Below are 25304 nucleotides of genomic sequence, written 5' to 3' on the forward strand. Positions count from 1 at the left end.
CGGAATTCCTGCATCAGACATGGCGCACCGCGATGCCGCGGGCGGCGAGATCGCGCTTGAGGTCGGGGATCGCGATCGCGCCGCTGTGGAACACGCTGGCCGCGAGTGCGCCGTCGACGTCCGCCTCCGCGAACGCCGCAGCGAAGTGCTCGGGCGCACCGGCGCCGCCGGATGCGATCAGCGGCACGTCGCAGACCGCGCGCGCCGCCGCCAGCTGGGCGATGTCGTAGCCGCGGCGCACGCCGTCGCTGTCCATGCAGTTCAGCACGATCTCGCCGGCGCCGCGCTGCTGCGCCTCGACGATCCAGTCGAGCGTGCGCACCGGCAGCTCGCGGGTCCGGTCGGGATCGCCGGTGTGGCTGCGCACGCGCCATTCGCCGTCGGCTTCGCGGATCGAATCGATGCCGACGACGACGCACTGCACGCCGAACGCGTCGGCGAGCTCGCCGATCAGCGTCGGCCGCTCCAGCGCCGGCGTGTTGACCGAGAGCTTGTCCGCGCCGGCATGCAGCACCGCGCGCGCGGTTTCGACATCGCGGATGCCGCCGGCGACGCAGAACGGGATGTCGATGAGCCGCGACACGCGCTCCACCCAGCCGCGATCCACCGACCGTCCCTGGGGACTCGCCGAGATGTCGTAGAACACCAGCTCGTCGGCGCCGGCGTCGCGGTAGCGCAGCGCGAGCTCGACGATGTCGCCCATGTCGACGTGGTCGCGGAAACGCACGCCCTTGACCACGCGGCCGTCGCGCACGTCGAGGCAGGGAATCAGGCGCCGGCTCAGCATGCGACCGCCTCCGCGACACAGAGCCGGCCTTCGAGCAGCGCGCGGCCGAGCACGATGCCGGCGCAGCCCTGGGCCTTCGCGGCGACGACGTCGTCGAGATCGCGCACGCCGCCCGAGGCCTGCACCTGCAGCGCCGGCACCAGCGCACGCAGATGCGCGTACAGCGCGAGGTTCGGCCCCGACAGCATGCCGTCGCGGGCGATGTCGGTGCTCAGCAGGTGCCGCAGGCCGCCGCGCGCGTAGAGCTGCGCCAGCGTGTCGAGGGTCTCGTCCGCCGTTTCGGTCCAGCCGTGCACGGGAAGTCGCCAGCTGCCGTCGCGATCGAGGCGCGTGTCCAGCGCCACGGTGATGCGCTCGGACCCGAAGGTGTCGAGCCAGCCGAGCACGCGGGCCGGCTCGCGCACGGCGAGCGATCCGACGACGACGCGCGCCGCGCCGGCGTCGAGGATCCGGGACACGTCGTCGTCGGTGCGCACACCGCCGCCGGTCTGCACCTGCAGCGCCGTGGTCGCACGAATGCGCGCGAGCAGCGGCGCGAGGGTGTAGCCGCCGGCACGCGCCGCATCGAGATCGACGAGATGCAGCCATTGCGCGCCATCGCCGGCATAGGCCTGGATCTGTGCCAGCGGATCGTCGCCGTAGCGGGTTTCCTGGTCGTAGTCGCCCTGCGCGAGGCGGACCACGCGGCCGTCACGGATGTCGATCGCCGGATAGGCGGTGAAGGTGCTCATGCGGTGCGATCCAGAAAGCCGGGCGACAGGAAATTGCGCAACAGACGCGCGCCGACGTCGGCCGAGCGCTCGGGGTGGAACTGCGTGCCCGCGACGCGCCCGCGCTGCACGACCGCCGCGAACGGCACGCCGTGGTCGCAGGCCAGCACGCAGTCGTCGGTCACCGGCGCGGCGAAGCTGTGCACGAAGTACGCGCGGTCCTCGACGCCGATGCCGTCGGTCAGCGGGCTCGCCCGCAGGGCGCGCAGCGTGTTCCAGCCCATGTGCGGCACGCGCAGGCCGGCAGCGCCGGCGAGCCGCGTCACCCGCCCCGGCAACAGGCCGAGCCCTGCGACGTCGCCTTCGTCCGAACCGTCGTACAGCAGCTGCATGCCGACGCAGATGCCGAGCAGCGGCGCCTGCAGCGTGCGCAGCGTATCAACCAGGTCGAGCGCCTGCAGCCGCGCCATCACCTGGGCCGCGGTGCCGACGCCCGGCAGGATGACCCGGTCCGCGGCGCGGATCTCCGCCGCATCGGTGACCAGCGCGGCGTCGATGCCGAGCCGGTCGAAGGCGTAGCGCACGGAGCCGGTATTGGCGCCGCCGGCATCGACGATGACGACGCGCATCACAGCATGCCCTTGGTGCTCGGCAGCGCATTGCCCTCGCGGCGGATCGCCTGTCGCAGCGCGCGCGCGAACGCCTTGAAGCAGGCCTCGACCTTGTGGTGGTCGTTGTCGCCCTCGACCTTGAGGTTGAGATTCAACCCGGCGGCGTCGCACAGCGAGCGGAAGAAATGCGGCACGAGTTCGGTCGGCATGCCGCCGACGCGCTCGCGGAGGAAGCTGCCTTCGAACACGAGGTATGGACGGCCGCTGAAATCCAGCGCAGCGCTCGCCAGGGTCTCGTCCATCGGCAGCGTGAACCCGTAGCGACCGATGCCGCGCTTGTCGCCGAGCGCCTCGCGCAGCGCCTGGCCCAGCGCGATGCCGACGTCCTCGATCGTGTGGTGTTCGTCGATGTGCAGGTCGCCCTCGGCCTGCACCGACAGCGCGAAACCGCCGTGCTTGCCGATCTGGTCGAGCATGTGATCGAAGAACGGCAGCCCGGTCGACACCTCGGCATCGGAGGCCGCGTCGAGATCCAGCGCAATGCGGATCTTCGTCTCCTTGGTATTGCGCGTCACCGTGGCGCGGCGCGGCGCATCGCACAGCGCATGGGCGATGCCGGCCCAGTCCCAGTCGCCGCCGAACTGCGCGGTGCGCAGCTTGAAGCCGCGGATGCCGAGGTTGTCGGCGAACTGGATGTCGGTATCGCGGTCGCCGACCATCGCCGAACGGTCGAGATCGATGCCGCGGTCGCGCAGGTAGTGCATGACGAGACCGAGCGCCGGCTTGCGGGTCGGCGCGTTGTCGGCCGGCCAGCTGCTGTCGACCAGCACGTCGCGGAAGCGGATGCCCTGGCTTTCGAAGATCCGCAGCATCAGGTCGTTGGGGCCGTCGAAGCTCGCGCGCGGATAGCCCTCGGTGCCGAGCCCGTCCTGGTTGGTGACGATGACGAACTCGAAGCCCGCATCGCGCAACCGCAGCAGCGCGGGGATCACGTCGGGCACGAAGCGCAGCTTGTCGAAGGCGTCGATCTGGAAATCGGCCGGCTCCTCGATGAGGGTGCCGTCGCGATCGACGAACAGGATCGGGGTTCCGGCGCTCATGCCGCGGCCTCCAGCGTCTGCAGTGCGGTCACCACGGCCGCGTTCTGCGCCGGGGTGCCCAGGGAAATGCGCAGCGCGTCGCCGAGCTGCGGCGCGGCGCGCTGGTCGCGCACCACGATGCCGGCCGCGAGCAGCGCCGCGAACGCCGCGTCGGCGTCGTGGAAACGCACCAGCAGGAAGTTGCCCTGCGAGGGATAGACGCGCGCGACCACCGGCAAGCCGGCCAAGGCCTGCGCCAGCGCGTCGCGTTCGCGGATCACCAGCGCGGTGCGGGCGCGGGTCTCGTCGAGCGCGGCGTCGGTCAGTCCGTCGAGCGCCAGTCGCGCGCACGGGGTCGGCACCGGATACGGCGCCTGGCAGCGCCGCAGCACCGCGATCAAGGCCGGATCGCCGATCGCCACGCCGATGCGCGCCGCCGCGAGCGCGTGCGCTTTCGACAGCGTGCGCAGCACGACGAGATTGTCGAGCGCATCGAGCCGCGTGGACGCCGACGGCGCGTCGGAGAATTCACCATAGGCCTCGTCGACGACGACGACCGGACCACGGCATCGAGATCGACCGCGAAACCCGCATCGCCATCGACCAGCGGTACCTCGCGCAGCGCCGCGCCCTGCAGGCGCGCGCTCACCGCGTACATGCCGAACACCGGCGGCGTCGCCAGCACCGCATCGCGGCCCGGCACGCACAGCGCGCGCACCAGCAGATCGATGGCCTCGTCGCTGCCGCGTCCGATCAGCAGCTGCTCGGGCGCGACGCCGTACAGCGCGGCGAGGCGACGCTGCAGTGCTTCGGGTTGCGGCTCGGGATAGCGGCGGCACTGCGCGTCCGGGTCACCCGGATTGCCCCATGCTGCTTCGTTCGCGTTGAGCCAGATCTCGCCCGTGAGGCCGCTCGTGCGCGCGGAGGCATAGCCGCCGAACGCGCGCAGGTCCTCGCGCACCAGATCGAGCACCGAAGTGTCGGCCGGGTCGCTCACGGGGCCGCCTTGCGCAGGCGCAGGGTCACCGCGTTGGCATGCGCGCCGAGGCCTTCGGCGTCCGCCAGGGTCACTGCGTCCGGACCGATCGCGTGGATGCCGTCGCGGGTCGCGCTCTGCACGCTGACGAAATTCTGGAAGCTGGCCACGCTGACGCCGCTCCATGCGTGCGCGGCGCCGCCGGTCGGCAGCACGTGGTTGGTGCCGCTGCAGTAGTCGCCGAGCGCTTCGGGCGTCCAGTCGCCGAGGAAGACCGAGCCCGCGGCCTCGACCCGGTCCAGCCAGTCGCGCGGCGCGCGCAGGGCCAGGATCAGGTGCTCGGGCGCATAGCGGTTGCTGATCCGGAACGCGACGTCGAGCGACGGCACCTGGATCAGCCGCGAGCGCGCGAGCGCCTGGCGTGCGATGTCGGCGCGCGGCAACGCGGCCAGCTGGCGCTCGAGTTCCACCGCGACATCGGCCAGCAGGGCCGGCGCATCCGACAGCAGCAACACCTGCGAGTCCGGGCCGTGTTCGGCCTGGGACAGCAGATCCGCGGCGACGAAGGCGGCATCCGCGCCCGTGTCGGCGATCACCAGCACTTCCGACGGCCCCGCCGGCATGTCGATCGCGACCGTGCCGGTACGGGCGACCTGCTGCTTGGCCTCGGTGACGAAGCTGTTGCCGGGACCGAACAGCTTGGCGCAGGCCGGCACGCTATCGGTGCCGAAGGCCATCGCCGCGATCGCCTGCGCGCCGCCGAGCTTGAACACGCGGTGCACGCCGGTCAGGCGCGCGGCGACCAGCACCGAGGGATCGGCGCTGCCGTCCGCGCGCGGCGGCGTGCACAGCACCACCTCCGCGCAGCCGGCCAGTTGCGCCGGTACGCCGAGCATCAGCGCGGTCGACGGCAGCGGCGCGCTGCCGGCCGGTACGTACAGGCCGACCCGGCGGATCGGGCGCACCACGCGCTCGCAGAACACGCCGGGTGCGGTTTCCAGGCCGTAGCCGGCGGTCATGCCGGCCGCGTGGAAGCGGCGGATGCGCTCGGCCGCGGCGACCATCGCCGCGCGCAGTGGCGCGGGCACGGCGGTCTGGGCCGCGGCGAATTCGCCGTCCTCGACTTCGAAGGCCTCGAGCGCGACGCCGTCGAAGCGTTCGGTCAGCTCGCGCAGGGCAGCGTCGCCGCGGGTGGCGACGGCGTCGAGCACCTCGGCCACGGCACGGCGGGTGCGCTCGGCGACGACCTGGGTCGGGCGTTGCAGGACGTCGCGCTGCGCGGCGTCGTCCAATGTCGTCCAGTCGATGACCGGCGTCAGGGGGGCTTCGGTCCGGATCGCGCTCATGCCAGCATCCGCTCCACCGGCAGCACCATCAGGCCCGCGGCGCCGGCCTGCTTGAGGTCTTCGAGCCGCTGCCAGGTCATCTCGCCGTGGCACAGCACCTGCAACGCGACGGTCTCGGCGCCGTCGACCTGCAGCAGCGTCGGCGGTTCCGCGTCGGGCAGCAGTTTGAGCAACGCCGCCACGCCGGCGCGCGTGGACTGGAACATCAGCAGGCGGCTGTCGCGCAGCCGCAGCACGCCGTCGAGCCGGCGCAGCAGCAGCGAGGCGAGCTCGCCGCGCGCATCGGAGAAGCCCTGCACCGGCCCGGCGAGCACCGCCTCGCTGCGCAGCAGCGTGACCGCGGGCTTGAGCTGGTTCGCGGTCAGCGTGGCGCCGCTGGACACCAGATCGCAGATCACGTCGGCCTGGCCGAGCCGCGGGGCGATTTCGACCGAGCCCGACAGGTTGACGATGCTCGCCGCCACGCCTTCCGCATCGAGCCATTGCTGCAGCAGCCCGGGATAACTGGTCGCGATGCGCGCACCCTGCAGTTGCTGCGGCCCCTCCCAGATCTGGGCTTCGGGAATCGCGATGTCGAGCCGGCAGCCGCCGAAGCCGAGCGGCCGCACTTCCTTCGAGACCTTCGGCAGGCCGCGCTGGGCGCGATCGGCGGCCTGCTCCTCGAGCACGTTGCGGCCGACGATGCCGTAATCGCAGACACCATCGGCCAGCAGGCCCGGAATGTCGTCGTCGCGGACCAGCAGCAGGTCGACGGGCAGCGTCTCGCCGTAGCAGAACAGCTTGTCGCGGCTGGTGCGCCACGACAGGCCGCAGGACGCGAGCAAGGCGCGGGCCGGTTCGCTGAGGCGACCGGATTTCTGGATGGCGATACGCAGGCGGTCGCGCGTGGCGCCGCCGGTGACGGGACTCATGGGGATGACCTCAATGGGAATCGGGGGAGCGCGCCGCCGGGGAACCGGCCAGGGACGCGGCGGCGATGGCGTAACCGCCAGCGCCGCGATCGAGCGTGCGGGCGACGCGACCGATCGTCGTGACGCTGACGCCGGTGCGGTCGTGGATTTCGCGATAGGGGACGCCCTGCTGCAGCAACGGCACCACGCGCCAGCGGTCGACCAGCGCTTCGAGTTCGGCCGGCGTGCACAGGTCTTCGAGAAACCGCACCGCGTCGTCAGCCGTGCGCAGTCCCGCGAACGCGTCCGCCAGCGCCCGCAGGGAGGCACTGGCATCACGGTCCGGCAGGGGTTCGGTGCGCTGTTTCATCGGGGCTCGAAGCAGGGGTCGGTGTTTCAATGTATTAACGCGTTAATACGCTACGCCCCGGAGCCGGCCCGGTCAAGCCTTGGGATGAACGATCGAGTGATGCGGGCTCGCGGCAGGCGCGACACGGAGCGGACGCGATCGCGACGCCCGGCGCGCGGACGCCCCGGTTGCCGTTCCGGGTGGCGAGGCGCTTGCGAGACGACCCTATCCGCGACCGCCCGCCAGCACGTCCGCTACCCTCGCCCCTCCATCCCGGACCCGGTGCCCCATGCGTACACGACTCGAAGCGATGCTGGCGGCCGGCCGCGACGATGCGCTGCTGCGGTTCGGGCTCGGAAATGCCTGCCTGCAAACGGGCGATGCCGCCGCCGCGATTCCGCATCTGCAGCGGGCCGTCGCGCACCAGCCCGACTACTCGGCTGCGTGGAAACTGCTGGGCAAGGCCCTGCTCGCGCAGTCGCAGGTCGACGCCGCGGCGGAGGCCTGGACGCACGGCATCGATGCGGCCACGCGCGCCGGCGACGTGCAGTCGGCGAAGGAGATGGCGGTGTTCCTGCGCAGGCTGACGCGCGACAGCGCGGCGGGTCCGTAATCGCGACTGCAGCACGGTTCGCCTCGACGGGGACCGGGCCTGTACGGCGGCATGCCGCACGCATCGGTTTTCGAATCGCCGCAGGACATGCCGGCGCGCGCTGGCGCGCGATGCGGCGGCCCCTCGCGTTCCGTCGCGCGAGCGCGCGCCTGCAGAAGGCGTCGCGCACCGCGAACAGATCACGCCGTGCGGCGGCGCGCCTGCATCGCCATCCACGCGAGCGCCACGCCGCACAGCGCGGCCGTCGCCGACATGAAGACGCGCATGCCGAGGAAATCGGGATCGTGGATCTTGGCCAACGCGATACGCGCGTAGACCGGCGATTCCAGCTTGACCACGCCCATGTAGAACAGGTGCCAGGCATCGATGCCGGTCGCCACCACCAGTGCCGACAGACAGCCCCAGCCCAGCGCGGGGCCGTGTGCCCAGCGGTTGCGCGCGCCGATCCAGTGGAACAGCAGGTAGCAGAGCGCACCGACCAGCAGCGCGATCATCGCCGCTTCCAGCACGCCCAGCAGGCCGAAGTGCAGCGGCAGGTTCATGCGGCCGTCCGCGGCGGCGCGTCGACGCATTGCCAGCGCGGCAACACGCCGAGCAGCGCGCCGTCGGCGACGAGCTTCACGGCGGCGGCCACTTCGCCGTCCAGCGCGCGATCGCGATCGAGAAACGGAATCGCCTCACGCACGCGGGCGTGCGCGGCGGCGACGATCGTGCCGGGATGGAAGGCCTCGGCCTGCGCCAGCTCCGCACGCAGGGCTTCGACCTCGTCGACGAAGGCGCCGCGGGTCGGGCGGTCCGACGCCGGCCCGCCCTGCACCTTCGCCGCCAGCGCTTCGGCATCGCCGCGCCGCGCGAGATCGCGCGCGGCGTTGATCATGTCCGTGCGCAGGTCCAGCGCCTGCGCGGCGGTGTAGATCTCCAGCGCCAGCACCTTGCCGACGTCGTCGACCATCGACAGCACGTGGCGCGCCTCGTTGGTGCCCATCGACACGTGGTCCTCCGCATTCGCGCTGGTCGGAATCGAATAGACGCTGGCCGGATGCGCGCGCGTGGCGAGATCGTTGACGATCGCCGCGGCGGTGTACTGCACGATCATGTAACCCGATTCGGTCGCGTCCTCGTTGCCGATCAGGAAGCCCGGCAGGCCGTCGCTGGTCGCCGGATCGACCAGCTTGTTGAGGCGCCGCTCGGAGATCGAGGCCAGCACCGGGATCGCCGCCTTGACGTAGCTCATCGCCAGCGCCAGCGGCATGCCGTGGAAATGGCCGGCGGAGATGACCTGCTCCTCGACGTGCTCGGCCTCGCGGTCGGGGAAGACCAGCGGGTTGTCGGTCACGGCATTGAGCTCGATCTCGAACACGCGCTTGGCCTGCTCCACCGCATCGCGCACGGCGCCATGCACCTGCGGGATGCAGCGCAGCGAGTAGCTGTCCTGCGGCTGGTGCTTCTTGCCGCCGCGGAAGGGTTTGAAGCGCTGGTAGAACTTTTCGCGGCCGTGGCGCTGGTCACTCGGCACCCAATCCCAGCCGATGTCGAAGCGCAGCGCCTGCGATTCGGCGGTGTCCCAGCTCGACGGCAGCCAGGGCCGGAACCGCGGTACGAGGTGATAGGGAATGTCGGCCAGCGTGGAGCCGGCGAGCAGTTCGCGCAGATGCGCGGCGACCTGCACCTGGCCCGGATGCGGCCGCAGGTCGTGCACGGCTTCGTCGAACGCACCCAGCCGTCCGGCGAAGGCATCGATGGTCATCGCCGCGGCGAGGTCGGCGGTGTCGAGCAGCGCGTCGAGCCGGTGCAGCGCCAGCACGCCCGTCGCCAGCATCTGGGCGGTGCCGTTGTTCAGCGCCAGGCCCTCCTTGTACGACAGCGAGACCGCCGTGAGCCCGGCCCGGGCCAGCGCGTCGGCGCCCGGCATCCGGCGGCCGTCGACGAAGGCCTCACCGCCGCCGAGCAGCACGATCGCCAGGTGCGACAGCGGCGCCAGATCGCCCGATGCGCCGACCGAACCCAGCGCCGGCACCACCGGCACGATGCCCGAGTTCAGCAGGTCGGTCAGCGCCTGCAGCGTCTGCACGCGGATGCCGGAATGGCCCTTCAGCAGCGTGTTGATGCGGATGCACAGCATTGCCCGCACCACGTCCGCGGCCAGCGGCTCGCCGACGCAGACCGCGTGGGTCACGATCAGGTTGACCTGCAGCTCCTCGTGCAGCGAACGTCCCGACGGACGCGCGCCCGGCAGTTCGTCGCGCAGCGGATGCGCCCCCAGCAGGCGGTCGGCATTGCTGCCGAACCCGGTCGAGACGCCATAGATCGGCTCCTCGCGACGCACCTGCTCGGCGAGGAATTCGGCCGCGCGCGCGACGCGCTGCAGCGCGGTCTCGTCGAGCGCGACCTGGGCGCCATTGGCGACCGCGACCAGCTGCAGCCGCGTCAGCGACTGGCCATCGAGGAGAATCGGTTTCATCGGGTGGACTCCTGGCAGGTCATGGGCGGGCGCACGCGGCAGGACGGCGTGGCTGCGACGGACCGGTGGCGGGACGGCGCGCGGCGCGCCACGAATATGGGATCGGACGGGGCGGCGGCGATCGGGCCGCAGCGCGACGGCGGCCCGGCCAGACGCGTCACGCGCGCGGACTGCACGCGGTGAGGCGAGGCGCCGGGCTGGACACGGGCGCCGACCGCCTCCGCGACCGGCAATGCGATGGCCGCCATGGCGAGCGGCCGAGTACTCACCGCATCGCCTGCCACTGCTCGCGTTCGACGCGCAGGGTGCGCGCGAGATCGTCGTCGGCGACCTCGAACTGTTCGCCGCGGCGCAGGTCCTTGACCGCGACGACGCCCTTCGCGGCTTCGTCCTCGCCGCGGATCACGACGAAGCGGATGCCGGCGCGATCGGCGTACTGCATCTGCTTGGCGAGCTTGCGCGGCTCGAGCTGGGTCTCGACGTTGAGGCCGCCGGCGCGCAGCTGCTGCGACAGCGCCAGCGCATGCGGCAGGCCGGCATCGTCGAACAGCGTGACCAGCACGTCGACCGAGCTGTCGGCGGTCGCGACCAGGCCGGCTTCGCGCAGCTGCCAGAACAGCCGCGTCAGGCCGATCGAGATGCCGACGCCCGGCAGCTTGGACTTGGTGTAGTGGCTGGCGAGGTTGTCGTAGCGGCCGCCCGAACAGATCGAACCGATCTGCGGATGCGCATCGAGGATCGTCTCGTAGACCATGCCGGTGTAGTAGTCGAGACCACGCGCGATCGAGAGATTCAGTGCGTAGCGCGATTCCGGCACGCCGAGCGCGCGCAGCTGGTGGAGCAGGTCGCGCAGTTCGTTGCGGCCCTCTTCGAACAGCTCTGTGCCGGCGCCGAGCGCGTCGAGCTTCGACAGCGCATCGTCGTGGCCGATCGAGCGCACGCGCGAGAACGCCAGCAGGCGCTCGGCGACTTCGTCGCTCAGGCCGAAGTCCTCGCCGGTCAGCGTCGCGCGCACCGCGTCCTCGCCGCGCTTGTCGAGCTTGTCGATCTCGCGCAGCACGGTCATCTGGCGCGTGTCGTCGATGCCCTGCCCTTCGAAGTAGCCGCGCAGCAGCTTGCGATGGTTGAGCTGGATCGTGAACTCGCCGATGTCGAGTGCGGCGAAGACCGCGCTGATCACCGCCGGCACTTCGGCGTCGTACCGCGGCGACAGCGCGTCCTTGCCGATGACGTCGATGTCGCACTGGTAGAACTCGCGGAAGCGGCCGCGCTGCGCGCGTTCGCCGCGGTAGACGCGCTGCATCTGGTAGCGGCGGAACGGGAACGCGAGCTCGTGCTCGTGCTCGGCGACGTAGCGCGCCAGCGGCACGGTGAGGTCGAAGCGCAGCGCGAGTTCCGGCAGGCCGTCCGAGGCTTTCTCGAGCGCGCCGGTCGACTGCACGAAGTACACCTGCCGCTCGGTCTCGCCGCCGGATTTGGTCAGCAGCGTGTCCGACAGCTCGAACACCGGCGTCTCGATCGGCAGGAAGCCGAAGCCCTCGAAGGTGCGGCGGATCGTGTCCAGCATGCGCTGGAACGCGATCTGGTCGCGGGGCAACAGTTCCATGACGCCGGGCGGGGTCCGGGGCTTGATCATGCGGCGGGCTCTTCGGTGATGCGGTTGGGGACCGCCATTCTAGTGTGCCGCCCTACCCCTGTCCCGATGCGGCGGCTGCGCAACGCGGGATGACCGCACCCAGGCGACCGGACGGGAGGCGAGCGCGCGTCTCGACGGGGCGCTGGCGGTGCGTGGCGACGAGAACGCAGGCCTCCCGAGCAGTCAGCGCAGCGGTGCGCGACCCCGATGCACCCCGCGTTCGAACGGTGATCGAAAAGCGCCACGCCGATGCCCTGCAGGAGCGCGCTCGCGCGCGATGTGTGCAGACCCGCAGCTCTCGAGACCGGTCGGTCTGGAAATCAACAGAAAATCCCGAGATCCACGGTAGGAAAGCGTCGCGCGCAGGCGTGTCCTACCCCGGCGGCGCAGCGTGCAGGCGCCCGTCGCGCAACCACAGATGGCGATGCACCAGGCCGGGCGGCAGCACGCCGTGGGTGATCAGCAGCAGGCTGCGCCCGTCGAGCAGCGCGGGCAGATCGCGCAACAGGACGTCGGCAGTGTCGTGGTCCAGACCTTCGGTCGGTTCGTCGAGCACGATCAGCGGCGCATCGCGCAGCAGCGCGCGTGCCAACGCCAGGCGGCGCGCCTGGCCGGCCGACATCGTCGCGCCGTTCTCGCCGACCCAGGCCTCCAGGCCGCCGATACGCTCCGCCCAGCCCTTCAGTCGCACGCGCGCGAGCATCGCCCACAGCGCGGCGTCGTCCGCCTCCGCCGCGCCGAACGCGAGGTTATCGCGCACGCTGCCGGCGAACACCGGCGCGTTCTGCGGCAACCAGCCGATCCGCGCGTGCCAGTCCTGCTGGCGCATCGCCCGCAACGCGACGCCGCCGAACGTCACCGCGCCCGCGCGCGGATCGGCGCTGCGCAACAGCAGGGCCGACAGCGTGGACTTGCCGGCGCCGCTGTCGCCGCTGATCGCGACGCGTTCGCCGGCGGCGAGGCTGAAATCGAGCCCGTCGAGCAACGTGCGGCCGCCGTCGGCCCAGCCGAAGCCGACGCCGTCGAACACCAGGTCGCCATGCGCCGGTGCCGCGACCGGTGCGTCGGGATCGCGCACCGACGGCTCGGTGCCGGCGACGGCGTCGAGCCGCGCGATCGACGCACGCGCCGACAGCAGCGCCTGCCACGCGAGCCCGGCCGCGGCCCACAGTTCCAGCAGTCCGACGGTCATGAAGAACAGCGCGGCGGCGCGCGGACCCGACAGCGTGCCGGCCGCGGTGGCACCGGCGGCGATCCACAGCACACCGAGCAGGCCGCAGGCCGCGATGATGCCGTGCACGGCCTGGCCATCGGCCAGCTGGCGGCGACGCACACGATCGGCCTCGCCCAGCACGCGGCTGTCGCCGGCGACGGCGTCGAGCCACGCGCCCGCCGCGCCCAGCGCGACCAGGTCGGCCTGGCCTTCATAGAGTTCGTGCAGGCGCGCGCGCAGCTGGGCGCGCTGCTGCGTGCGGGCATGCTCCGCCGCCGCGCGGCCGCGGGCGACGACCCAGGACACGGCGATGGCCGCGGCGATGCCGACCAGGGCCAGGAACGACCCGGTCGGCGGATGCAGCCAGACCGCCGCGCCGACCGCGACCACACCGATGCCGATCAGCGCGAACAGCGGCCCGGTCGCGCGCAGCAGCAGGCCGTCGACGGCATCGATGTCGCCGGTCAGTCGCGCCAGCAGATCGCCGGTGCGCAGGCGGCCGAGCTGGCCGGGACTGAGCCGCAACGCGCGCGCGAAGAACCACGTGCGCAGGTCGCGCGCGATCCGCAGCATGGTGTCGTGGCCGGCGAGCTTCTCCAGATAGCGCGACACGATGCGCGCCAGCGTCAGTCCGCGGATGCCGGCCGACGGCGTGAAGAAATTGAACGTGCCGAGCGTGCCGAAGGTCAGCGCCGCGGCCGTGAGAAAGCCGCCCGACACGCCGAGCAGGCCCAGGCCCGCGGCCATCGTCACCAGCAGCAGGCCGACGGCGAGCGCGACCCGGCCGCGATGCCGGCGCAGCAGCGCGCGCGTGCTGGTGATGCGATCCGCCGGCAAGTTCATGCGGCGTCCTCCGGCCCCGGCGACGTCGGCACGGTCCAGACCGCATCCGCCCAGGCCATCACGGCCGGGCTATGCGTGGCGACGACGACGGTGCAATCGGGCAGGAAGTTCGCGAGCGCCGCCAGCAATGCGGCCTCGGTGCCGGGATCGAGGAAGGCGGTGGGCTCGTCGAGCAGCAACAGGTCCGGCCGCCGCAGCAGCGCGCGGGCCAGCGCCACGCGCCGCGCCTCGCCGCCGGACAGACCGAAGCCCCGCTCGCCGATCTGCGTGTCCAGCCCCTCGGGAAGACGCGCGGCGAAGGCCGTGATCTGCGCGACGTCGGCGATCTCGCGCAGGCGCGCGTCGCTGGCGCCGGGATCGGCGATGCGCAGATTGTCGAGGAGACTGCCCTGGAACAGCCACGGACGCTGGCCGGCCGCGGCGATGCGGGCACCTGGCGGAATCGACAGCGTGCCCGCTTGCGGCGCGAGCCAGCCGGCCATCGCGTCGAGCAGCGTGCTTTTGCCGGCGCCACTGGGGCCCACGATCGCCAGGCGCTGGCCGGCGGGAATCTGCAGGCGGAGGCCGGACAGCACCGGCTCGCGAGCACCGGGGTAGCGCAGCGTCACGTCGTCGAGCGTGACGCTGGCGGCGCGCGCGTCCGGTTCCGCGGCCTCGTCTTCGACCATGCGGACCGCCACCGTGTCCGGCAGGCCGTCGAGCGCCGCTTCGATCTCCGCCGCCGCGGCCAGCGCGTTCGCGCGGTCGTGGTAATGCGCGGCCAGACGGCGCATCGGCGCGTAGAACTCCGGCGCCAGCAGCAGGCAGAACAGGCCGGTCGCGAGCGAGAACGGCACGCCGCGCAGGTCGATCATCCCCAGGTAGGTGAAGCCGAAATACATCGCGACGATGGCGACGCTGACCGAAGCGAAGAACTCCAGCACCGCCGACGACAGGAAGGCGATGCGCAGCACCTTGAGGCTGCGGTCGCGGATCGTGTCGGCGGCCTCGGTGACCTGCGCCAGTTCGGCGTCGCCGCGCCCGTAGACGCGGATCAGGTCCAGCCCGCGCAGGCGATCGGTGAAGTGCGCCCCCGCGCGTGCCAACGCGGCGAGCTGGCGACGCCCGGCGGTCTCGGCGCCCATGCCGATCAGCATCATGAACACCGGCGCCAGCGGCGCGGTCAGCAGCAGCACCAGGCCGACGACCCAGTCGACGGCGAACACCGCGACCAGGATCGCGGCCGGCACCAGCATCACTTCCGCCCGCGCCAGCAGGAAGCCGCTGTAGTACGCGCCGGCCGCATCGACATGGCTGGTCGACAAGGCGACAAGGCCGCCGCTGCGCTGTCCGCGTAGCCACAGCGGCCCACGCGCGAGCGCGGCGCGGGCCAGATCGCTGCGCAGGCGGGCGAGCGTGGCCTCGGCGGCGTCGGCGGCCGCGCGCTGCGCCAGCCAGCCGAGTGCGACGCGCACCAGCAGCGTCACCCCGAGCAGCAGCAGGGCACCGCGCGGACCCGGCGCATGCCACGTCGCGCCCGCGACCAGCAGCGCATCGAGCAACCAGGCGATCGCACCCGCCTGCGGAATCCACAACAGGCCCGCCGCCACCGTGCACGCCTGCGCGACGCGATGCCGCGCGCGGAACGGCTGCAGTTGCGCGTCGAGCCAGCGCGTGTGGTGTCGTCGCTGCGGACCGGTCTGGTCCACGGCTGGCGGCGGCTGGGTCATGCGACGTGGGTGGCCTGGCGGAAAGGAAGCGGCGCGATGCGTGCGACGCCGCCGGGCATTATCGCAAGCGACGGCGGCATGCAGGCGGATTCCGCCGCCGCGAAAATTTATGCGTCGGGATGCTTGCCCGTCCGCGAGGGCACCAGTAGAATGCGCGGCTCACCTGTCGGGGTGTAGCTCAGTCTGGTAGAGCGCTACGTTCGGGACGTAGAGGTCGCAGGTTCGAATCCTGTCTCCCCGACCACTCTGCAATTGCAGTGCGTGAAGTCGAAAACCGGCCCAACGGCCGGTTTTTTCTTTGGTCCGCCGTGCCCGTTCCGCGGCACTGGCTGGTGCGCCATCGCGATGTCGTCGTCCGTCGTTCCGTCTCCTTCTTCTCCGTTCCCGCGCCACGTGCGCGTGCTGGTGCTGCTGGGCATCGCGTTGTCGGCGTTCAACCTGCGCACCGCGGTGACGTCGTTGACGCCGCTGCTCGACGTGCTCGGCGCGACGTTCGGCTTCGGGTCCGCGACCGCCGGGGTGCTGGGGATGCTGCCGACCGCGGCGTTCGCGCTGTTCGGCGTGTCGACGCCGGCGCTGGGCCGGCGCATCGGTCTGGAACGCACCGCGCTGCTGGCGATGGCGCTGGCCGCGGCAGGCCTGCTGCTGCGCTCGAGCGCGGACGGCGTCGCCGTGCTGATGTTCGGGTCGGGCGTCGCACTGGCCGGCATGGGCATCGGCAACGTGGTGCTGCCGCCGCTGGTCAAACGCTATTTCCCCGGGCGGGTCGGTGCGATCAGCACGCTCTACATCACCGTGCTGCAGCTGGGCACGATGCTGCCCGCGCTGCTCGCCGTACCGCTCGCTGGCTCGGCGGGCTGGCGCGTGGCGCTCGGCGTCTGGTCGCTGACCGCGATTGCCGCCGCGTTGCCCTGGCTGTGGTTGCTGCTGCGCGCGCGTCGCGGGTCGGCGACGTCGCCGGGGGACGATGTCGCGCCCGCTGCGCCGGTGGTGCGTGGCCGGGTCTGGATCTCGCCGGTCGCCTGGGGCCTGGCGCTGATGTTCGGCATGACCTCGCTGATCACCTACGCGATGTTCACCTGGCTGCCGACGCTGCTGACCGAAGCCGGCGCGACGCCCGCGTTCGGTGGTGCGATGGTCGCGCTGTTCTCGACCCTCGGCCTGATCGGCGCGCTGGGCATGCCGGCACTCGCGGTCCGCATCGCCAATCCGTTTCCGCTGGTGCTGGCCTGCGCGGCCTGCCACCTGACCGCCTTCACGGGTCTGCTGCTCGCGCCGATGGCCGCGCCGGTGCTGTGGGTCGTGCTGCTGGGCCTGGGGCCGAGCACGTTCCCGCTGACGCTGACGATGATCAACCTGCGCACGCGCACGCCCGCGGGCTCGGCGGCGCTGTCGGGCTTCATGCAGGGCGTGGGCTATGCGATCAGCTGCCTCGGCCCGCTGCTGTTCGGCGTGCTGCACGACCTCAGCGGCGGCTGGGACTGGCCGTTCGCGATGCTGGTCGTCGCCGTCGCGGTGCTGCTGGCCGGCGGGTGGCTCGCCTGCCGGCCGCGCTGGCTGGAAGACACCTGGTAGGGATTGCGGCGCCGGCCCTGCCGGGCGGATCCGGGCCGATCGGCGGTTCCGGCCGCGCTCGCCCCGCGGAACCGCGCGCACGCAGGATCGGACGGCCCGAATCGAAACAGGCATTCATGTTCGGGCAGATGCGCGCCAAGGGCGGCATCGACGCTGCGAACGCCGCCGCAGCGGCCCGCACCCCCACGCCAGCAGGTGGCGAGCACGCCATCGGCCGGTTCACGCGCTCACAAGGGCGCCGATCGCGACCTCGCATTGACATCCGCTTCGGCAGCATCGCGCGCTGATTTGCGACGTGTGTCACGTTCCGGGCCTCGACGCAGCTCCATCCCTTCTTTCGATGCCTGACCTACGTGCCCTATTCCTCCTGTTGTGCCGGCCCGCGCACGCATGCGCTGACCTTGTCCCTGCTCGCCGTGCTGTGCGCCCCCGTCGCGGCGCAGACGCGCCCCGTCGATTCCGCTGAGACGCCCGCGTCCGACGCGGCGCCACCTGCGCCGCGCACGATTCGCGATGCCGCCGCGTTGCAGGCTCTGGAACAGCGGCTCGCCCGTGACTCCGGCGACGACGACGCCTACCGCCTACGCGCGCTGACGCTGGCCGATCTCGGCAGCTCGATGCTCGCCGCGGAGGCCGTCGCCGCGCGCCCGGATCTGTTCGCGACCCACCAGATCGAACGCATCGAGGGCGACGCGATCGCCCGCCAGATCGGCTGGGGTCGGGTCGAACCCGAAACCCCGGCCCAGCGCCTCGACGAAGCCGAGGCCGCGCTCGAGGCCCTGCGCACCCTGCAGCGCGAGTCGCCGCGCCAGACCAACTGGGAACGCACCCGCCTGCGGGTCGACGCACTGTCGGCGCTCAACCGACTGCAGCGCCACCAGGAGGTCGTCGACGGCTACGACGCACTGCTGGCCGAGGGCATCGACGTGCCTGCCTACGCCCTCGGCACGGTCGGCGATTCGCTGCTCGCGCTGCGCCGCCCGGAAGACGCGTCGCGGGTGCTCGAGGCCGCGGTCGAACACCAGCCCGACGACGTCAACGCGCGGATCCTGCTGGCCTACGCCTGGATGGAGCAGGAGCGGTTCGACCTCGCGATGCCGCTGTTCGAATCGCTGGCGGCGTCGCAGCCGGCGTGGCCGCGCCAGCCCGGTGCCCGCACCGGTTACGAGAACTGGGACCGCTACAGCGCCGACGTGAATCTGGCGCTCGCGCACTCCTACGCCAACGACCAGGCCCGCGCCGAGGCGATGCTGCAGGCGCTGGGCCACATCGGGCCGGCGAACCCGGGCCTGCAGGCGGCGATCGGCGCGGTGGAAGCGCGGCGTCGCCGGCCCGCGGCCGCGCTGGAGCGCTACGGAATGGCGTTGACCGCGGATCCGCAGGATCGCGACGCGCTCGCCGGCCGGGTCGGCGCGTTGACCGCGCTCGATCGCATCGACGCCGCACGCGATGCCTACGCCGTGCTCGATGCGACCTACCCCGACGATCCGCGCCTCGTGCGCATCGAAGACGCGCTCGACCGCCACCGCGGCGTGCAGGCCACGCTGTCGGCGAACCGCGGGCGCAGCCGGGCGCGCGATGGCGGCAGCCCGCAGTCGCCGTTCGGCAGCCGCGATGGCGGCTATGCGCTCGACGTGCGGTCGCCGCTGCTCGACGACCGCTGGCGCGTCGGCGTGCTGGCACAGGACACCTGGGCGGATTTCGGCGCCGACACCCAGGCCGCGCGCACCCGCTATCGCAGCGTCGGCGTCGGCGGCTATTACCGTCACGACCGGCTCGGCGCATCGGCGACCGTCTCACGCGTCAGCGATGCCGACGACCGGGGCGCGATCGCGTGGACCGTCGCTGGCGACTGGCGCGCCTCCGACGCCTGGCGCATCGGCGCGGCGGTCGCGCGCCTCGATCCACAGGCGTCGCTGCAGGCACGCCGGCTCGGCATCACCGCCGACAGCCTGACGCTGTCGGCCGCGTGGACGCCGAGCGACACCGTCGGCATCGACGCGCGCGTCGCACGGCTGCGCTACGAGGACGGCAACCGCCGCGACCAGCTCGGCATCGATGCGACGCGCCGCCTGCTCAGCCGGCCGCACCTGATGATCGACGGGCTGGCATCGGTGTACGCAGGCCGCGCCTCGCAGGGCGACCGGACGGCGTATTTCAATCCCGAACGCGACGCGTCGGCGACGCTCGGCCTGCGCGCCGACCACATCACCTGGCGTCGCTACGAGACCGCGTTCCAGCAGCGGGTCCAGATCGCCGCCGGTCCGTACTGGCAGCGCGGCCAGGCGATGCACTGGGTGCCGTCGCTGGGGTATCGCCATCTGTGGCGCCGCGACGGCCACGAACTCGAATACGGCGTCGCCTGGTCGCGCCCGGTCTACGACGGCGCACGCGAGCAACGCATCGCCTTCGATGTCGAACTGCGCTGGGGAGGTGCACGATGAATCCGATCCGATCGCGGCCCTGGATGCTGGCCCTGCTGCTGGCGCTGGGGCTGCTCGCGCCCGCCGCGCAGGCATCGCTGCTGGTCCTGAGCTACCACGACATCCGCGACGACGTCGCCGCGAAGGGCGATCCCGATGCCTACGCGGTCTCGACGACCAACTTCGCCCAGCACCTCGACTGGTTGCATGCGCACGACTACCGACCGGTCAGCGTGCAGGCAGTGCTCGACGCCCGCGCCGGCGGCGCGCCGCTGCCCGACAAGGCGGTGCTGCTGACCTTCGACGACGGCCTGCGCAGCGTCTACACGCATGCGTTCCCGCTGCTGCGCGCCTACGGCTATCCGGCGCTGGTCGCGCCGGTCACCGGCTGGATGGACCTGCCCGCGGACGGTGTGGTGCCCTACGGGCCGCGCGACTTCACCCGAGACGACTTCCTGACCTGGGACCAGCTACGCGAGATGCAGGACAGCGGGCTGGTCGAGGTCGGGTCGCACAGCCACGATCTACACCGCGGCGTGCCGGGCAATCCCTTCGGCAACCAGACGCCGGCCGCGGTCACGCGCATCTGGGATGCGGCGACCGGTTACGAAACCGAGGCCGCCTACCGCGCGCGGATCGCGGCCGACCTGCAGACCAGCCGCGATGCGCTCGCGCGCCATCTCGACCGCGCACCGCGCGTCATCGTCTGGCCCTATGCGGCCTACAACGGCGTGACCAACGCGATCGCCGGCGACATGGGCATGGTCCTGTCGTTCGATCTCGAGGGCCGCTCGCAGGAGGCCGATCTCGGCCAGCAGGGCGAGGACAGCGCCGACCAGAACGCGCTCGGCAGCCTCGGGCGCCTGCTCATCCATCGCAACCCGGACGTGCGCGACCTGGCCGGCGAGCTGCGCCGCGACCTGTCGCTGGACGGCGTGCGCGCGATCCAGGTGGACCTGGACTACGTGTACGACGCGGACGCCGCGCAGATGGCGCGCAACCTCGACCAGCTGGTCCAGCGCATCCAGGACATCGGCCCCAGCCATGTGTTCCTGCAGGCGTTCGCCGATCCCGACGGCGACGGCGCCGCCGAAGCGCTGTACTTCCCGAACCGCCACCTGCCGATGCGCGCGGACCTGTTCAACCGCGTCGCCTGGCAGCTGCGCACCCGCGCCCAGGTGCGCGTGTTCGCCTGGCTGCCGGTGCTCGGCTTCGAGCTCGCCGACACCGACCTGCAGCGCGAGCTGCAGATCGCGGCGCGCAATCCGGCCGAGATCCCGCGACTCAATCCCGGCGATCCACGCACCCGCGCGATCGTCGGCGAGCTCTACGCCGATCTCGCCGCGAACAGCTACTTCGACGGCCTGCTGTTCCACGACGACGCCTACCTGCGCGACGACGAGGTGCCCGCCTACGGCGATGGCGACCCGGCGCAGCGCACGGCCGGCCTGATCGACTTCACCCTCGCGCTGCAGGCGGAAGCCGAGCGCTGGCGCCCGAAGCTGGTGACGGCGCGCAACCTGTTCGCGCGGCCGGTGCTCGAGCCCGCGTCGGAAGCCTGGTTCGCACAGGACCTCGAAGCGTTCCACCGTGCCTACGACATCACCGCGCTGATGGCGATGCCGCAACTGGAAGGCGCCGCCGATCCGGCGCGCTGGATGCGCGACCTCGTCGACGCGGTCGCGGCGACGCCGCGCGGCCTCGAGAAGACGCTGTTCGAACTGCAGACCGTCGACTGGCGCGACGGCACGTCGATTCCCGGCGAGACGCTGCGGGCGCAGGCCCGCATGCTGCGCGCCGCCGGCGTGCGCCACCTGGGCTACTACCCCGACGATTTCCCGCGGGACCATCCCGCCCTGCCCGATGCGCGCGATGCGATGTCGGCGCGTGAATTCCCGTACCTGGAGCGTTGAGCATGACCTGGTCGACGCTGCCGCTGACGACGTGGCTCTTCAACTTCGCCTTCTTCTATCCGATCGTCATGGCGTTCGTGTGGATGACCGGCGGCCTCTATTACTACCTGCGCCGCGAACGCAAGGAACCACTGCCCGATGCGCCGCCGCCGATGGCGTCGATGCCGTTCGTGTCGATCCTCGTGCCGTGCTTCAACGAGGAGGAACACATCGCGACGACGATCGCCGCGCTGTCGTCCCAGGTCTATGGCGACTTCGAGATCGTCGCCGTCGACGACGGCAGCACCGACCGCACCGCCGAAGTCCTCGACGCGCTGGTCGCCGACCACCCGCGGCTGCGCGTGGTGCACCTGGCGCAGAACCAGGGCAAGGCCAACGCGCTGCGGATCGCGACGCTGGCGGCGACGTCGGAATACCTGGTCTGCGTCGATGCCGACGCGGTGCTCGAACCGCATGCGATGCGCTGGATGGTCGGGCACCTGATCGACGGGCCGCGCGTCGGCGCCGTCACCGGCAACCCGCGCGTGCGCAACCGCACCACGCTGATGGGCCGCATGCAGATCGGCGAATTCTCCGCGATCATCGGCCTGATCAAGCGCGCGCAGCGCACCTACGGCCGGCTGTTCACCGTGTCCGGGGTGATCTGCGCATTCCGCCGCACCGCGCTGCACGATGTCGGCTACTGGTCCGACACGATGGTCACCGAGGACATCGACATTTCCTGGCGCCTGCAGATGGCGCACTGGGACATCCGCTACGAACCCAACGCGCTGTGCTGGATCCTGATGCCCGAGACCATCCGCGGCCTGTGGTCGCAGCGCCTGCGCTGGGCCTGCGGCGGCGTCGAGGTGCTGCTCAACCACGGCCGCGGCGTGCTGGCGTGGAAGAAGCGCCGCATGTGGGGCGTGCTGCTCGAATACCTGCTGAGCCTGGCCTGGGCCTACGTGATGCTGACGATCATGCTGCTGTGGCTGGTCGGCCTGTTCGTCACCGTGCCGCCGTCGCTGCACGTCGACACCATCCTGCCGCGCTGGCACGGCGTGGTGCTGGCGGTGGTCTGCCTGCTGCAGTTCGCCACCAGCCTGATGATCGAGCGTCGCTACGAACGCAAGATGGCCCGGCATTTCTACTGGGTGATCTGGTACCCGATCGCGTTCTGGATGCTCGGCATGCTGACCGCGGTCATCGCCTTCCCCCGCACCGTGCTGCGCCGTCGCCGGCGCGCGGTGTGGACCAGTCCCGACCGCGGAGCACGCGCATGACGCCGCCGATCATCGACCACAGCCGCGAGCGCAGCCGCGGCCGCCGCACCGCGGCGAGCATGCTCACCGCCGCCGCGTGGGGCCTGTACGCCTGGCTGTGGGTGCCGCTGATCACGCTGCTGGCGTGGTTCCTCGGCGTGCGCACCGCGTACGTGCAGCTGTACATGACCCACAACGTCATCGATCCCTTCCTGCTGCTGGCACTGCCGATCATCGCCGTGGGCTGCGCCATCCTGTTGATCGCCTGGGCCGAGTACAACCGCGCGCGCTTCGGCAAGCGCGACCGCCGCGGCCATCGCCCCGACATCGACGACGACGCCGTCCGCACCGCGCTCGGCGCCACGGCGCTGCTGGCCGGCAAGCTGCGCGGCGCGCGGATCGTCACCGTGTCGGTCGACGAGGATGCACGGCCGATCGCGGCGACCCGTCCCGGCGAAATGTGAGCGCGCGTGTCGGCGCCCCTTCTCAGGCGCCGAGGTTGCGCACCTGGCCGTCGCCGCGCACGACGAAGCGCTCGACGGTCAGCGCCTCCAGGCCCATCGGCCCGTAGGCATGCAGCCGCGTCGTCGAGATGCCGATCTCCGCGCCCAGCCCCAGCTCGCCGCCGTCGCTGAAACGCGACGAGGCGTTGACCATGACCACCGCGGCGCGCAGCGCGTCGATGAAGCGGCGTGCGCTGGCGTCGTCGCGGGTGGCGATGACTTCGGTGTGGTCGGAGCCGAACCGGCGGATGTGCGCGATCGCCGCGTCCAGCGAATCGACGACGCGCACCGCGATCACCAGGTCCAGGAATTCCGCCGCGTAATCGTCGTCGCCGGCCGGCGCGACGTCGCGGGCGACGGCTTGCGTGCGCGCGTCGCCGCGGACCTCGACGCCGTGCGCGCGCAGCGCCGCGATCGCCGCGGGCAGGAAGGTATCGGCGATGTCCGCATGCACCAGCAGCGTTTCCAGCGCATTGCAGGCGCTCGGCTTGCCGACCTTGCCGTCGACCAGCAGGCGCAGCGCCAGAGCGGGGTCGGCGCTGGCATCGACGAACAGATGGCAGACGCCCTTGTAGTGCTTGATGACCGGCACCCGCGCGTGTTCGGCGACGAAGCGGATCAGGCCTTCCCCACCGCGCGGGATCGCCAGGTCGACGATGTCGCTGAGCTGCAGCAGGGCCAGCATGGTTTCGCGCCGCAGGTCGGTGACCAGGGTCAGCGCGGCCGCACCGATGCCGGCGGCGTCCAGGGCGCGCTGCAGCGCGGCGGCGATCGCGGTGTTGGAGTGGATCGCCTCGCTGCCGCCGCGCAGGATCACGCCGTTGCCGGCCTTGATGCACAGCGCCGCCGCATCGGCGGTCACATTGGGGCGCGCCTCGTAGATCATCGCGATGACGCCCAGCGGCACGCGGACCTTCTCGACCGCGATCCCGTTCGGACGCACATCGCGGCGCGTGGTCTGGCCGACGGGATCCGGCAGCGCCGCGACCGCGCGCACCGATGCCGCCACCGCCGCGAGGCGGCCCGCATCGAGCGCCAGGCGGTCGAGCATCGCGCGGCCCGTCCCGGCCGCGCGCGCGGCGGCGACGTCCTGCGCGTTGGCGGCGAGGATCGCGTCGGCATCGGCGTCGAGCGCATCGGCCATCGCCAGCAGCAGCGCGTCCTTGTCGCGGGTCGACAGCTGGGCCAGCGCCTGGGCGGCGTCGCGGCAGGCCAGCGCGGCGGTGCGGATCTCGGACATCGCGGACTCCCTCGGCGTCGGAACTACACCAGCACCAGATCGTCGCGGTGCACGATGTTCTCGCCGTAGTTGTAACCGAGCATCGCCTCGATGTCGCGCGAATGGCGGCGCGCGAGCCGGCGGATGTCGTCGGCCGAATACTGGGTGACGCCGCGCGCGACGCGTTCGGTGACGTCGCCGTCGCGGAGCACGATCTCGACCAGGTCGCCGCGGCGGAACGCGCCCTGGGCCGCGACCACGCCGCCCGGCAGCAGCGAAGCGCCCTGCTCCACGATGGCGTTCGCCGCGCCGGCATCGACGACGATCGCGCCCGGTTCCGCCGGCGCGTTCTGCAGCCAGTGCTTGCGTGCGGCGACGCGCGTGCGCAGTGCGTGGATGCGGGTGCCACGCAGGCGGTCGTGCGCCAGGCCTTCGACCACCTCGGCGCGGCGCCCGTTGAAGAGCACCGTCGCGATGCCCGCCGACGCGGCACGCTGCGCCGCCTCCAGCTTGGTCCGCATGCCGCCGGTGCCGGACGCGCTGCCGGCGCCGCCGGCGATCGCCAGCAGCGAGGCGCTCATCTTCGCGACCGCCGGCACCGGCCGGGCGTTCGGTTCGATCCGCGGATCGGCGTCGTAGAGGCCGTCGATGTCGGTGGCGATGAAGAGTACGTCGGCATCGACCAGCGCCGCGACGATCGCCGCGAGGTTGTCGTTGTCGCCGAGCTTGAGTTCATCGACCGAGACCGTGTCGTTCTCGTTGACGACCGGCAGCGCGCCATGCCGCAGCAACGCGCGCAAGGTCGCCCGCGCGTTGAGATAGCGACGGCGGTTGCGCAGATCGTCGTGCGTCAGCAGCACCTGCGCGACCGGCCGTTCGAAGAAGCCCTGCCAGAACCCGGTCAGGCGCGCCTGGCCCAGCGCGGCCAGCGCCTGGCGCTCGGCCATCGCCGCGCCCGGCGCCAGCCCCGCCGAGAGGATCGCGCGGCCCGCGGCAACCGCGCCCGACGAGACGATGACGACCTCGCGCCCCGCGGCCTGGCTCGCGCGCACGAAGGCGGCCAGCGCCGCCGCGTATTGCGGCGACAGGCCACCGCCGTCCGCCGCCAGCAGGCTGCTGCCGACCTTCAGCACCGCGCGCCGCCACGGCGGCAGCAGCTGCTCGGCGAAGCCGGTCGGCATCGGCGTCATCCCGGTCGCCCGGCGTG

21 protein-coding genes, 1 tRNA gene and 1 pseudogene are annotated in these 25304 nt (G+C 72.0%); 8 read left to right on the forward strand and 15 right to left on the reverse strand.

The window, feature by feature from the left end:
• Positions 1 to 13: 13 nt before the first annotated feature.
• The 8 genes and pseudogenes from hisF to CJ022_RS10460 form a co-directional block, all read right to left on the reverse strand.
• The gene (hisF, locus tag CJ022_RS10425; RefSeq protein WP_101926576.1) at positions 14 to 787 is read right to left on the reverse strand and encodes an imidazole glycerol phosphate synthase subunit HisF; all 774 of its coding nucleotides are present in this window, start codon (positions 785 to 787) and stop codon (positions 14 to 16) included.
• Positions 781 to 1518: a 1-(5-phosphoribosyl)-5-[(5-phosphoribosylamino)methylideneamino]imidazole-4-carboxamide isomerase gene (gene hisA, locus CJ022_RS10430; protein ID WP_101926577.1), complete on the reverse strand. Its 738-nt coding sequence runs from the start codon at positions 1516 to 1518 to the stop codon at positions 781 to 783. Before hisA ends, hisF begins: the two co-directional genes overlap by 7 nt.
• A complete protein-coding gene (gene hisH / locus CJ022_RS10435) occupies positions 1515 to 2126 on the reverse strand; it encodes an imidazole glycerol phosphate synthase subunit HisH (RefSeq protein WP_425490790.1) in 612 nt (203 codons plus the stop codon). Before hisH ends, hisA begins: the two co-directional genes overlap by 4 nt.
• Positions 2126 to 3208 carry a bifunctional histidinol-phosphatase/imidazoleglycerol-phosphate dehydratase HisB gene (gene hisB, locus CJ022_RS10440; protein ID WP_101926579.1) on the reverse strand — a complete coding sequence of 361 codons (1083 nt, stop codon included), beginning with the start codon at positions 3206 to 3208 and terminating at the stop codon, positions 2126 to 2128. The genes hisH and hisB overlap by 1 nt, the downstream gene beginning before the upstream one ends.
• Positions 3205 to 4184, reverse strand: a pseudogene (locus CJ022_RS10445) (aminotransferase class I/II-fold pyridoxal phosphate-dependent enzyme). Before CJ022_RS10445 ends, hisB begins: the two are co-directional and overlap by 4 nt.
• Positions 4181 to 5509, reverse strand: a complete 1329-nt coding sequence (gene hisD, locus CJ022_RS10450; RefSeq protein ID WP_101926580.1) for a histidinol dehydrogenase — start codon at positions 5507 to 5509, stop codon at positions 4181 to 4183. Before hisD ends, CJ022_RS10445 begins: the two are co-directional and overlap by 4 nt.
• A complete protein-coding gene (gene hisG, locus CJ022_RS10455; RefSeq protein WP_101926581.1) occupies positions 5506 to 6420 on the reverse strand; it encodes an ATP phosphoribosyltransferase in 915 nt (304 codons plus the stop codon). The genes hisD and hisG overlap by 4 nt, the downstream gene beginning before the upstream one ends.
• Positions 6421 to 6430: 10 nt before the next feature.
• Positions 6431 to 6769, reverse strand: a complete 339-nt coding sequence (locus CJ022_RS10460) for a YerC/YecD family TrpR-related protein (protein WP_101926582.1) — start codon at positions 6767 to 6769, stop codon at positions 6431 to 6433.
• A gap of 268 nt (positions 6770 to 7037) precedes the next feature.
• Between CJ022_RS10460 and CJ022_RS10465 the strand changes: the two genes are divergently transcribed.
• Complete coding sequence (locus CJ022_RS10465) at positions 7038 to 7361, forward strand: tetratricopeptide repeat protein (protein WP_101926583.1); 324 nt, start codon at positions 7038 to 7040, stop codon at positions 7359 to 7361.
• A gap of 179 nt (positions 7362 to 7540) precedes the next feature.
• Here the strand turns inward: CJ022_RS10465 and CJ022_RS10470 are convergent, their stop codons facing one another.
• The 5 genes from CJ022_RS10470 to cydD all read right to left on the reverse strand — a co-directional run bounded on the left by CJ022_RS10470 (position 7541) and on the right by cydD (position 15223).
• The gene (locus tag CJ022_RS10470) at positions 7541 to 7903 is read right to left on the reverse strand and encodes a hypothetical protein (protein WP_101926695.1); all 363 of its coding nucleotides are present in this window, start codon (positions 7901 to 7903) and stop codon (positions 7541 to 7543) included.
• Positions 7900 to 9822: an HAL/PAL/TAL family ammonia-lyase gene (locus CJ022_RS10475; protein WP_101926584.1), complete on the reverse strand. Its 1923-nt coding sequence runs from the start codon at positions 9820 to 9822 to the stop codon at positions 7900 to 7902. The genes CJ022_RS10470 and CJ022_RS10475 overlap by 4 nt, the downstream gene beginning before the upstream one ends.
• A gap of 265 nt (positions 9823 to 10087) precedes the next feature.
• Complete coding sequence (hisS, locus tag CJ022_RS10485) at positions 10088 to 11458, reverse strand: histidine--tRNA ligase (protein ID WP_101926586.1); 1371 nt, start codon at positions 11456 to 11458, stop codon at positions 10088 to 10090.
• A gap of 373 nt (positions 11459 to 11831) precedes the next feature.
• A complete protein-coding gene (cydC, locus tag CJ022_RS10490) occupies positions 11832 to 13514 on the reverse strand; it encodes a thiol reductant ABC exporter subunit CydC (RefSeq protein ID WP_101926587.1) in 1683 nt (560 codons plus the stop codon).
• Positions 13511 to 15223, reverse strand: coding sequence for a thiol reductant ABC exporter subunit CydD (gene cydD / locus CJ022_RS10495; protein ID WP_101926588.1), 1713 nt, complete (start codon positions 15221 to 15223; stop codon positions 13511 to 13513). Before cydD ends, cydC begins: the two co-directional genes overlap by 4 nt.
• A 167-nt stretch (positions 15224 to 15390) precedes the next feature.
• Between cydD and CJ022_RS10500 the strand changes: the two genes are divergently transcribed.
• The 7 genes from CJ022_RS10500 to pgaD all read left to right on the forward strand — a co-directional run bounded on the left by CJ022_RS10500 (position 15391) and on the right by pgaD (position 22839).
• Positions 15391 to 15467 (forward strand) — tRNA-Pro (locus CJ022_RS10500).
• Between the two features lie 101 nt (positions 15468 to 15568).
• Complete coding sequence (locus tag CJ022_RS10505; protein WP_101926589.1) at positions 15569 to 16798, forward strand: MFS transporter; 1230 nt, start codon at positions 15569 to 15571, stop codon at positions 16796 to 16798.
• Between the two features lie 116 nt (positions 16799 to 16914).
• Complete coding sequence (locus CJ022_RS17080; RefSeq protein WP_158238401.1) at positions 16915 to 17085, forward strand: hypothetical protein; 171 nt, start codon at positions 16915 to 16917, stop codon at positions 17083 to 17085.
• Positions 17086 to 17151: 66 nt separating this feature from the next.
• The gene (gene pgaA / locus CJ022_RS10510; RefSeq protein ID WP_233198700.1) at positions 17152 to 19242 is read left to right on the forward strand and encodes a poly-beta-1,6 N-acetyl-D-glucosamine export porin PgaA; all 2091 of its coding nucleotides are present in this window, start codon (positions 17152 to 17154) and stop codon (positions 19240 to 19242) included.
• Positions 19239 to 21134: a poly-beta-1,6-N-acetyl-D-glucosamine N-deacetylase PgaB gene (pgaB, locus tag CJ022_RS10515; RefSeq protein WP_101926590.1), complete on the forward strand. Its 1896-nt coding sequence runs from the start codon at positions 19239 to 19241 to the stop codon at positions 21132 to 21134. Before pgaA ends, pgaB begins: the two co-directional genes overlap by 4 nt.
• Positions 21135 to 21136: 2 nt before the next feature.
• Positions 21137 to 22396, forward strand: coding sequence for a poly-beta-1,6-N-acetyl-D-glucosamine synthase (gene pgaC, locus CJ022_RS10520; protein WP_101926591.1), 1260 nt, complete (start codon positions 21137 to 21139; stop codon positions 22394 to 22396).
• Positions 22393 to 22839: a poly-beta-1,6-N-acetyl-D-glucosamine biosynthesis protein PgaD gene (gene pgaD, locus CJ022_RS10525; RefSeq protein ID WP_101926592.1), complete on the forward strand. Its 447-nt coding sequence runs from the start codon at positions 22393 to 22395 to the stop codon at positions 22837 to 22839. The genes pgaC and pgaD overlap by 4 nt, the downstream gene beginning before the upstream one ends.
• A gap of 22 nt (positions 22840 to 22861) precedes the next feature.
• Here the strand turns inward: pgaD and CJ022_RS10530 are convergent, their stop codons facing one another.
• Entirely contained in the window at positions 22862 to 24118 is a 1257-nt protein-coding gene (locus tag CJ022_RS10530) for a glutamate-5-semialdehyde dehydrogenase (RefSeq protein ID WP_101926593.1), read from the reverse strand.
• 23 nt (positions 24119 to 24141) lie between these two features.
• Entirely contained in the window at positions 24142 to 25287 is a 1146-nt protein-coding gene (gene proB / locus CJ022_RS10535; RefSeq protein WP_101926594.1) for a glutamate 5-kinase, read from the reverse strand.
• Positions 25288 to 25304 lie beyond the last annotated feature (17 nt).

This window comes from Luteimonas rhizosphaerae (genome assembly GCF_002849595.1).
GTDB classification, from domain to species: Bacteria; Pseudomonadota; Gammaproteobacteria; order Xanthomonadales; family Xanthomonadaceae; genus Luteimonas; species Luteimonas cellulosilyticus.

Excerpts from the sequence above, each read along its gene's own strand:
- hisF (WP_101926576.1), bottom strand. The coding sequence starts at position 787 with ATGCTGAGCCGGCGCCTGATTCCCTGCCTCGACGTGCGCGACGGCCGC.
- hisA (WP_101926577.1), bottom strand. The coding sequence starts at position 1,518 with ATGAGCACCTTCACCGCCTATCCGGCGATCGACATCCGTGACGGCCGC.
- hisH (WP_425490790.1), bottom strand. The coding sequence starts at position 2,126 with ATGCGCGTCGTCATCGTCGATGCCGGCGGCGCCAATACCGGCTCCGTG.
- hisB (WP_101926579.1), bottom strand. The coding sequence starts at position 3,208 with ATGAGCGCCGGAACCCCGATCCTGTTCGTCGATCGCGACGGCACCCTC.
- hisD (WP_101926580.1), bottom strand. The coding sequence starts at position 5,509 with ATGAGCGCGATCCGGACCGAAGCCCCCCTGACGCCGGTCATCGACTGG.
- hisG (WP_101926581.1), bottom strand. The coding sequence starts at position 6,420 with ATGAGTCCCGTCACCGGCGGCGCCACGCGCGACCGCCTGCGTATCGCC.
- CJ022_RS10460 (WP_101926582.1), bottom strand. The coding sequence starts at position 6,769 with ATGAAACAGCGCACCGAACCCCTGCCGGACCGTGATGCCAGTGCCTCC.
- CJ022_RS10465 (WP_101926583.1), top strand. The coding sequence starts at position 7,038 with ATGCGTACACGACTCGAAGCGATGCTGGCGGCCGGCCGCGACGATGCG.
- CJ022_RS10470 (WP_101926695.1), bottom strand. The coding sequence starts at position 7,903 with ATGAACCTGCCGCTGCACTTCGGCCTGCTGGGCGTGCTGGAAGCGGCG.
- CJ022_RS10475 (WP_101926584.1), bottom strand. The coding sequence starts at position 9,822 with ATGAAACCGATTCTCCTCGATGGCCAGTCGCTGACGCGGCTGCAGCTG.
- hisS (WP_101926586.1), bottom strand. The coding sequence starts at position 11,458 with ATGATCAAGCCCCGGACCCCGCCCGGCGTCATGGAACTGTTGCCCCGC.
- cydC (WP_101926587.1), bottom strand. The coding sequence starts at position 13,514 with ATGAACTTGCCGGCGGATCGCATCACCAGCACGCGCGCGCTGCTGCGC.
- cydD (WP_101926588.1), bottom strand. The coding sequence starts at position 15,223 with ATGACCCAGCCGCCGCCAGCCGTGGACCAGACCGGTCCGCAGCGACGA.
- CJ022_RS10505 (WP_101926589.1), top strand. The coding sequence starts at position 15,569 with ATGTCGTCGTCCGTCGTTCCGTCTCCTTCTTCTCCGTTCCCGCGCCAC.
- CJ022_RS17080 (WP_158238401.1), top strand. The coding sequence starts at position 16,915 with ATGTTCGGGCAGATGCGCGCCAAGGGCGGCATCGACGCTGCGAACGCC.
- pgaB (WP_101926590.1), top strand. The coding sequence starts at position 19,239 with ATGAATCCGATCCGATCGCGGCCCTGGATGCTGGCCCTGCTGCTGGCG.
- pgaC (WP_101926591.1), top strand. The coding sequence starts at position 21,137 with ATGACCTGGTCGACGCTGCCGCTGACGACGTGGCTCTTCAACTTCGCC.
- pgaD (WP_101926592.1), top strand. The coding sequence starts at position 22,393 with ATGACGCCGCCGATCATCGACCACAGCCGCGAGCGCAGCCGCGGCCGC.
- CJ022_RS10530 (WP_101926593.1), bottom strand. The coding sequence starts at position 24,118 with ATGTCCGAGATCCGCACCGCCGCGCTGGCCTGCCGCGACGCCGCCCAG.
- proB (WP_101926594.1), bottom strand. The coding sequence starts at position 25,287 with ATGACGCCGATGCCGACCGGCTTCGCCGAGCAGCTGCTGCCGCCGTGG.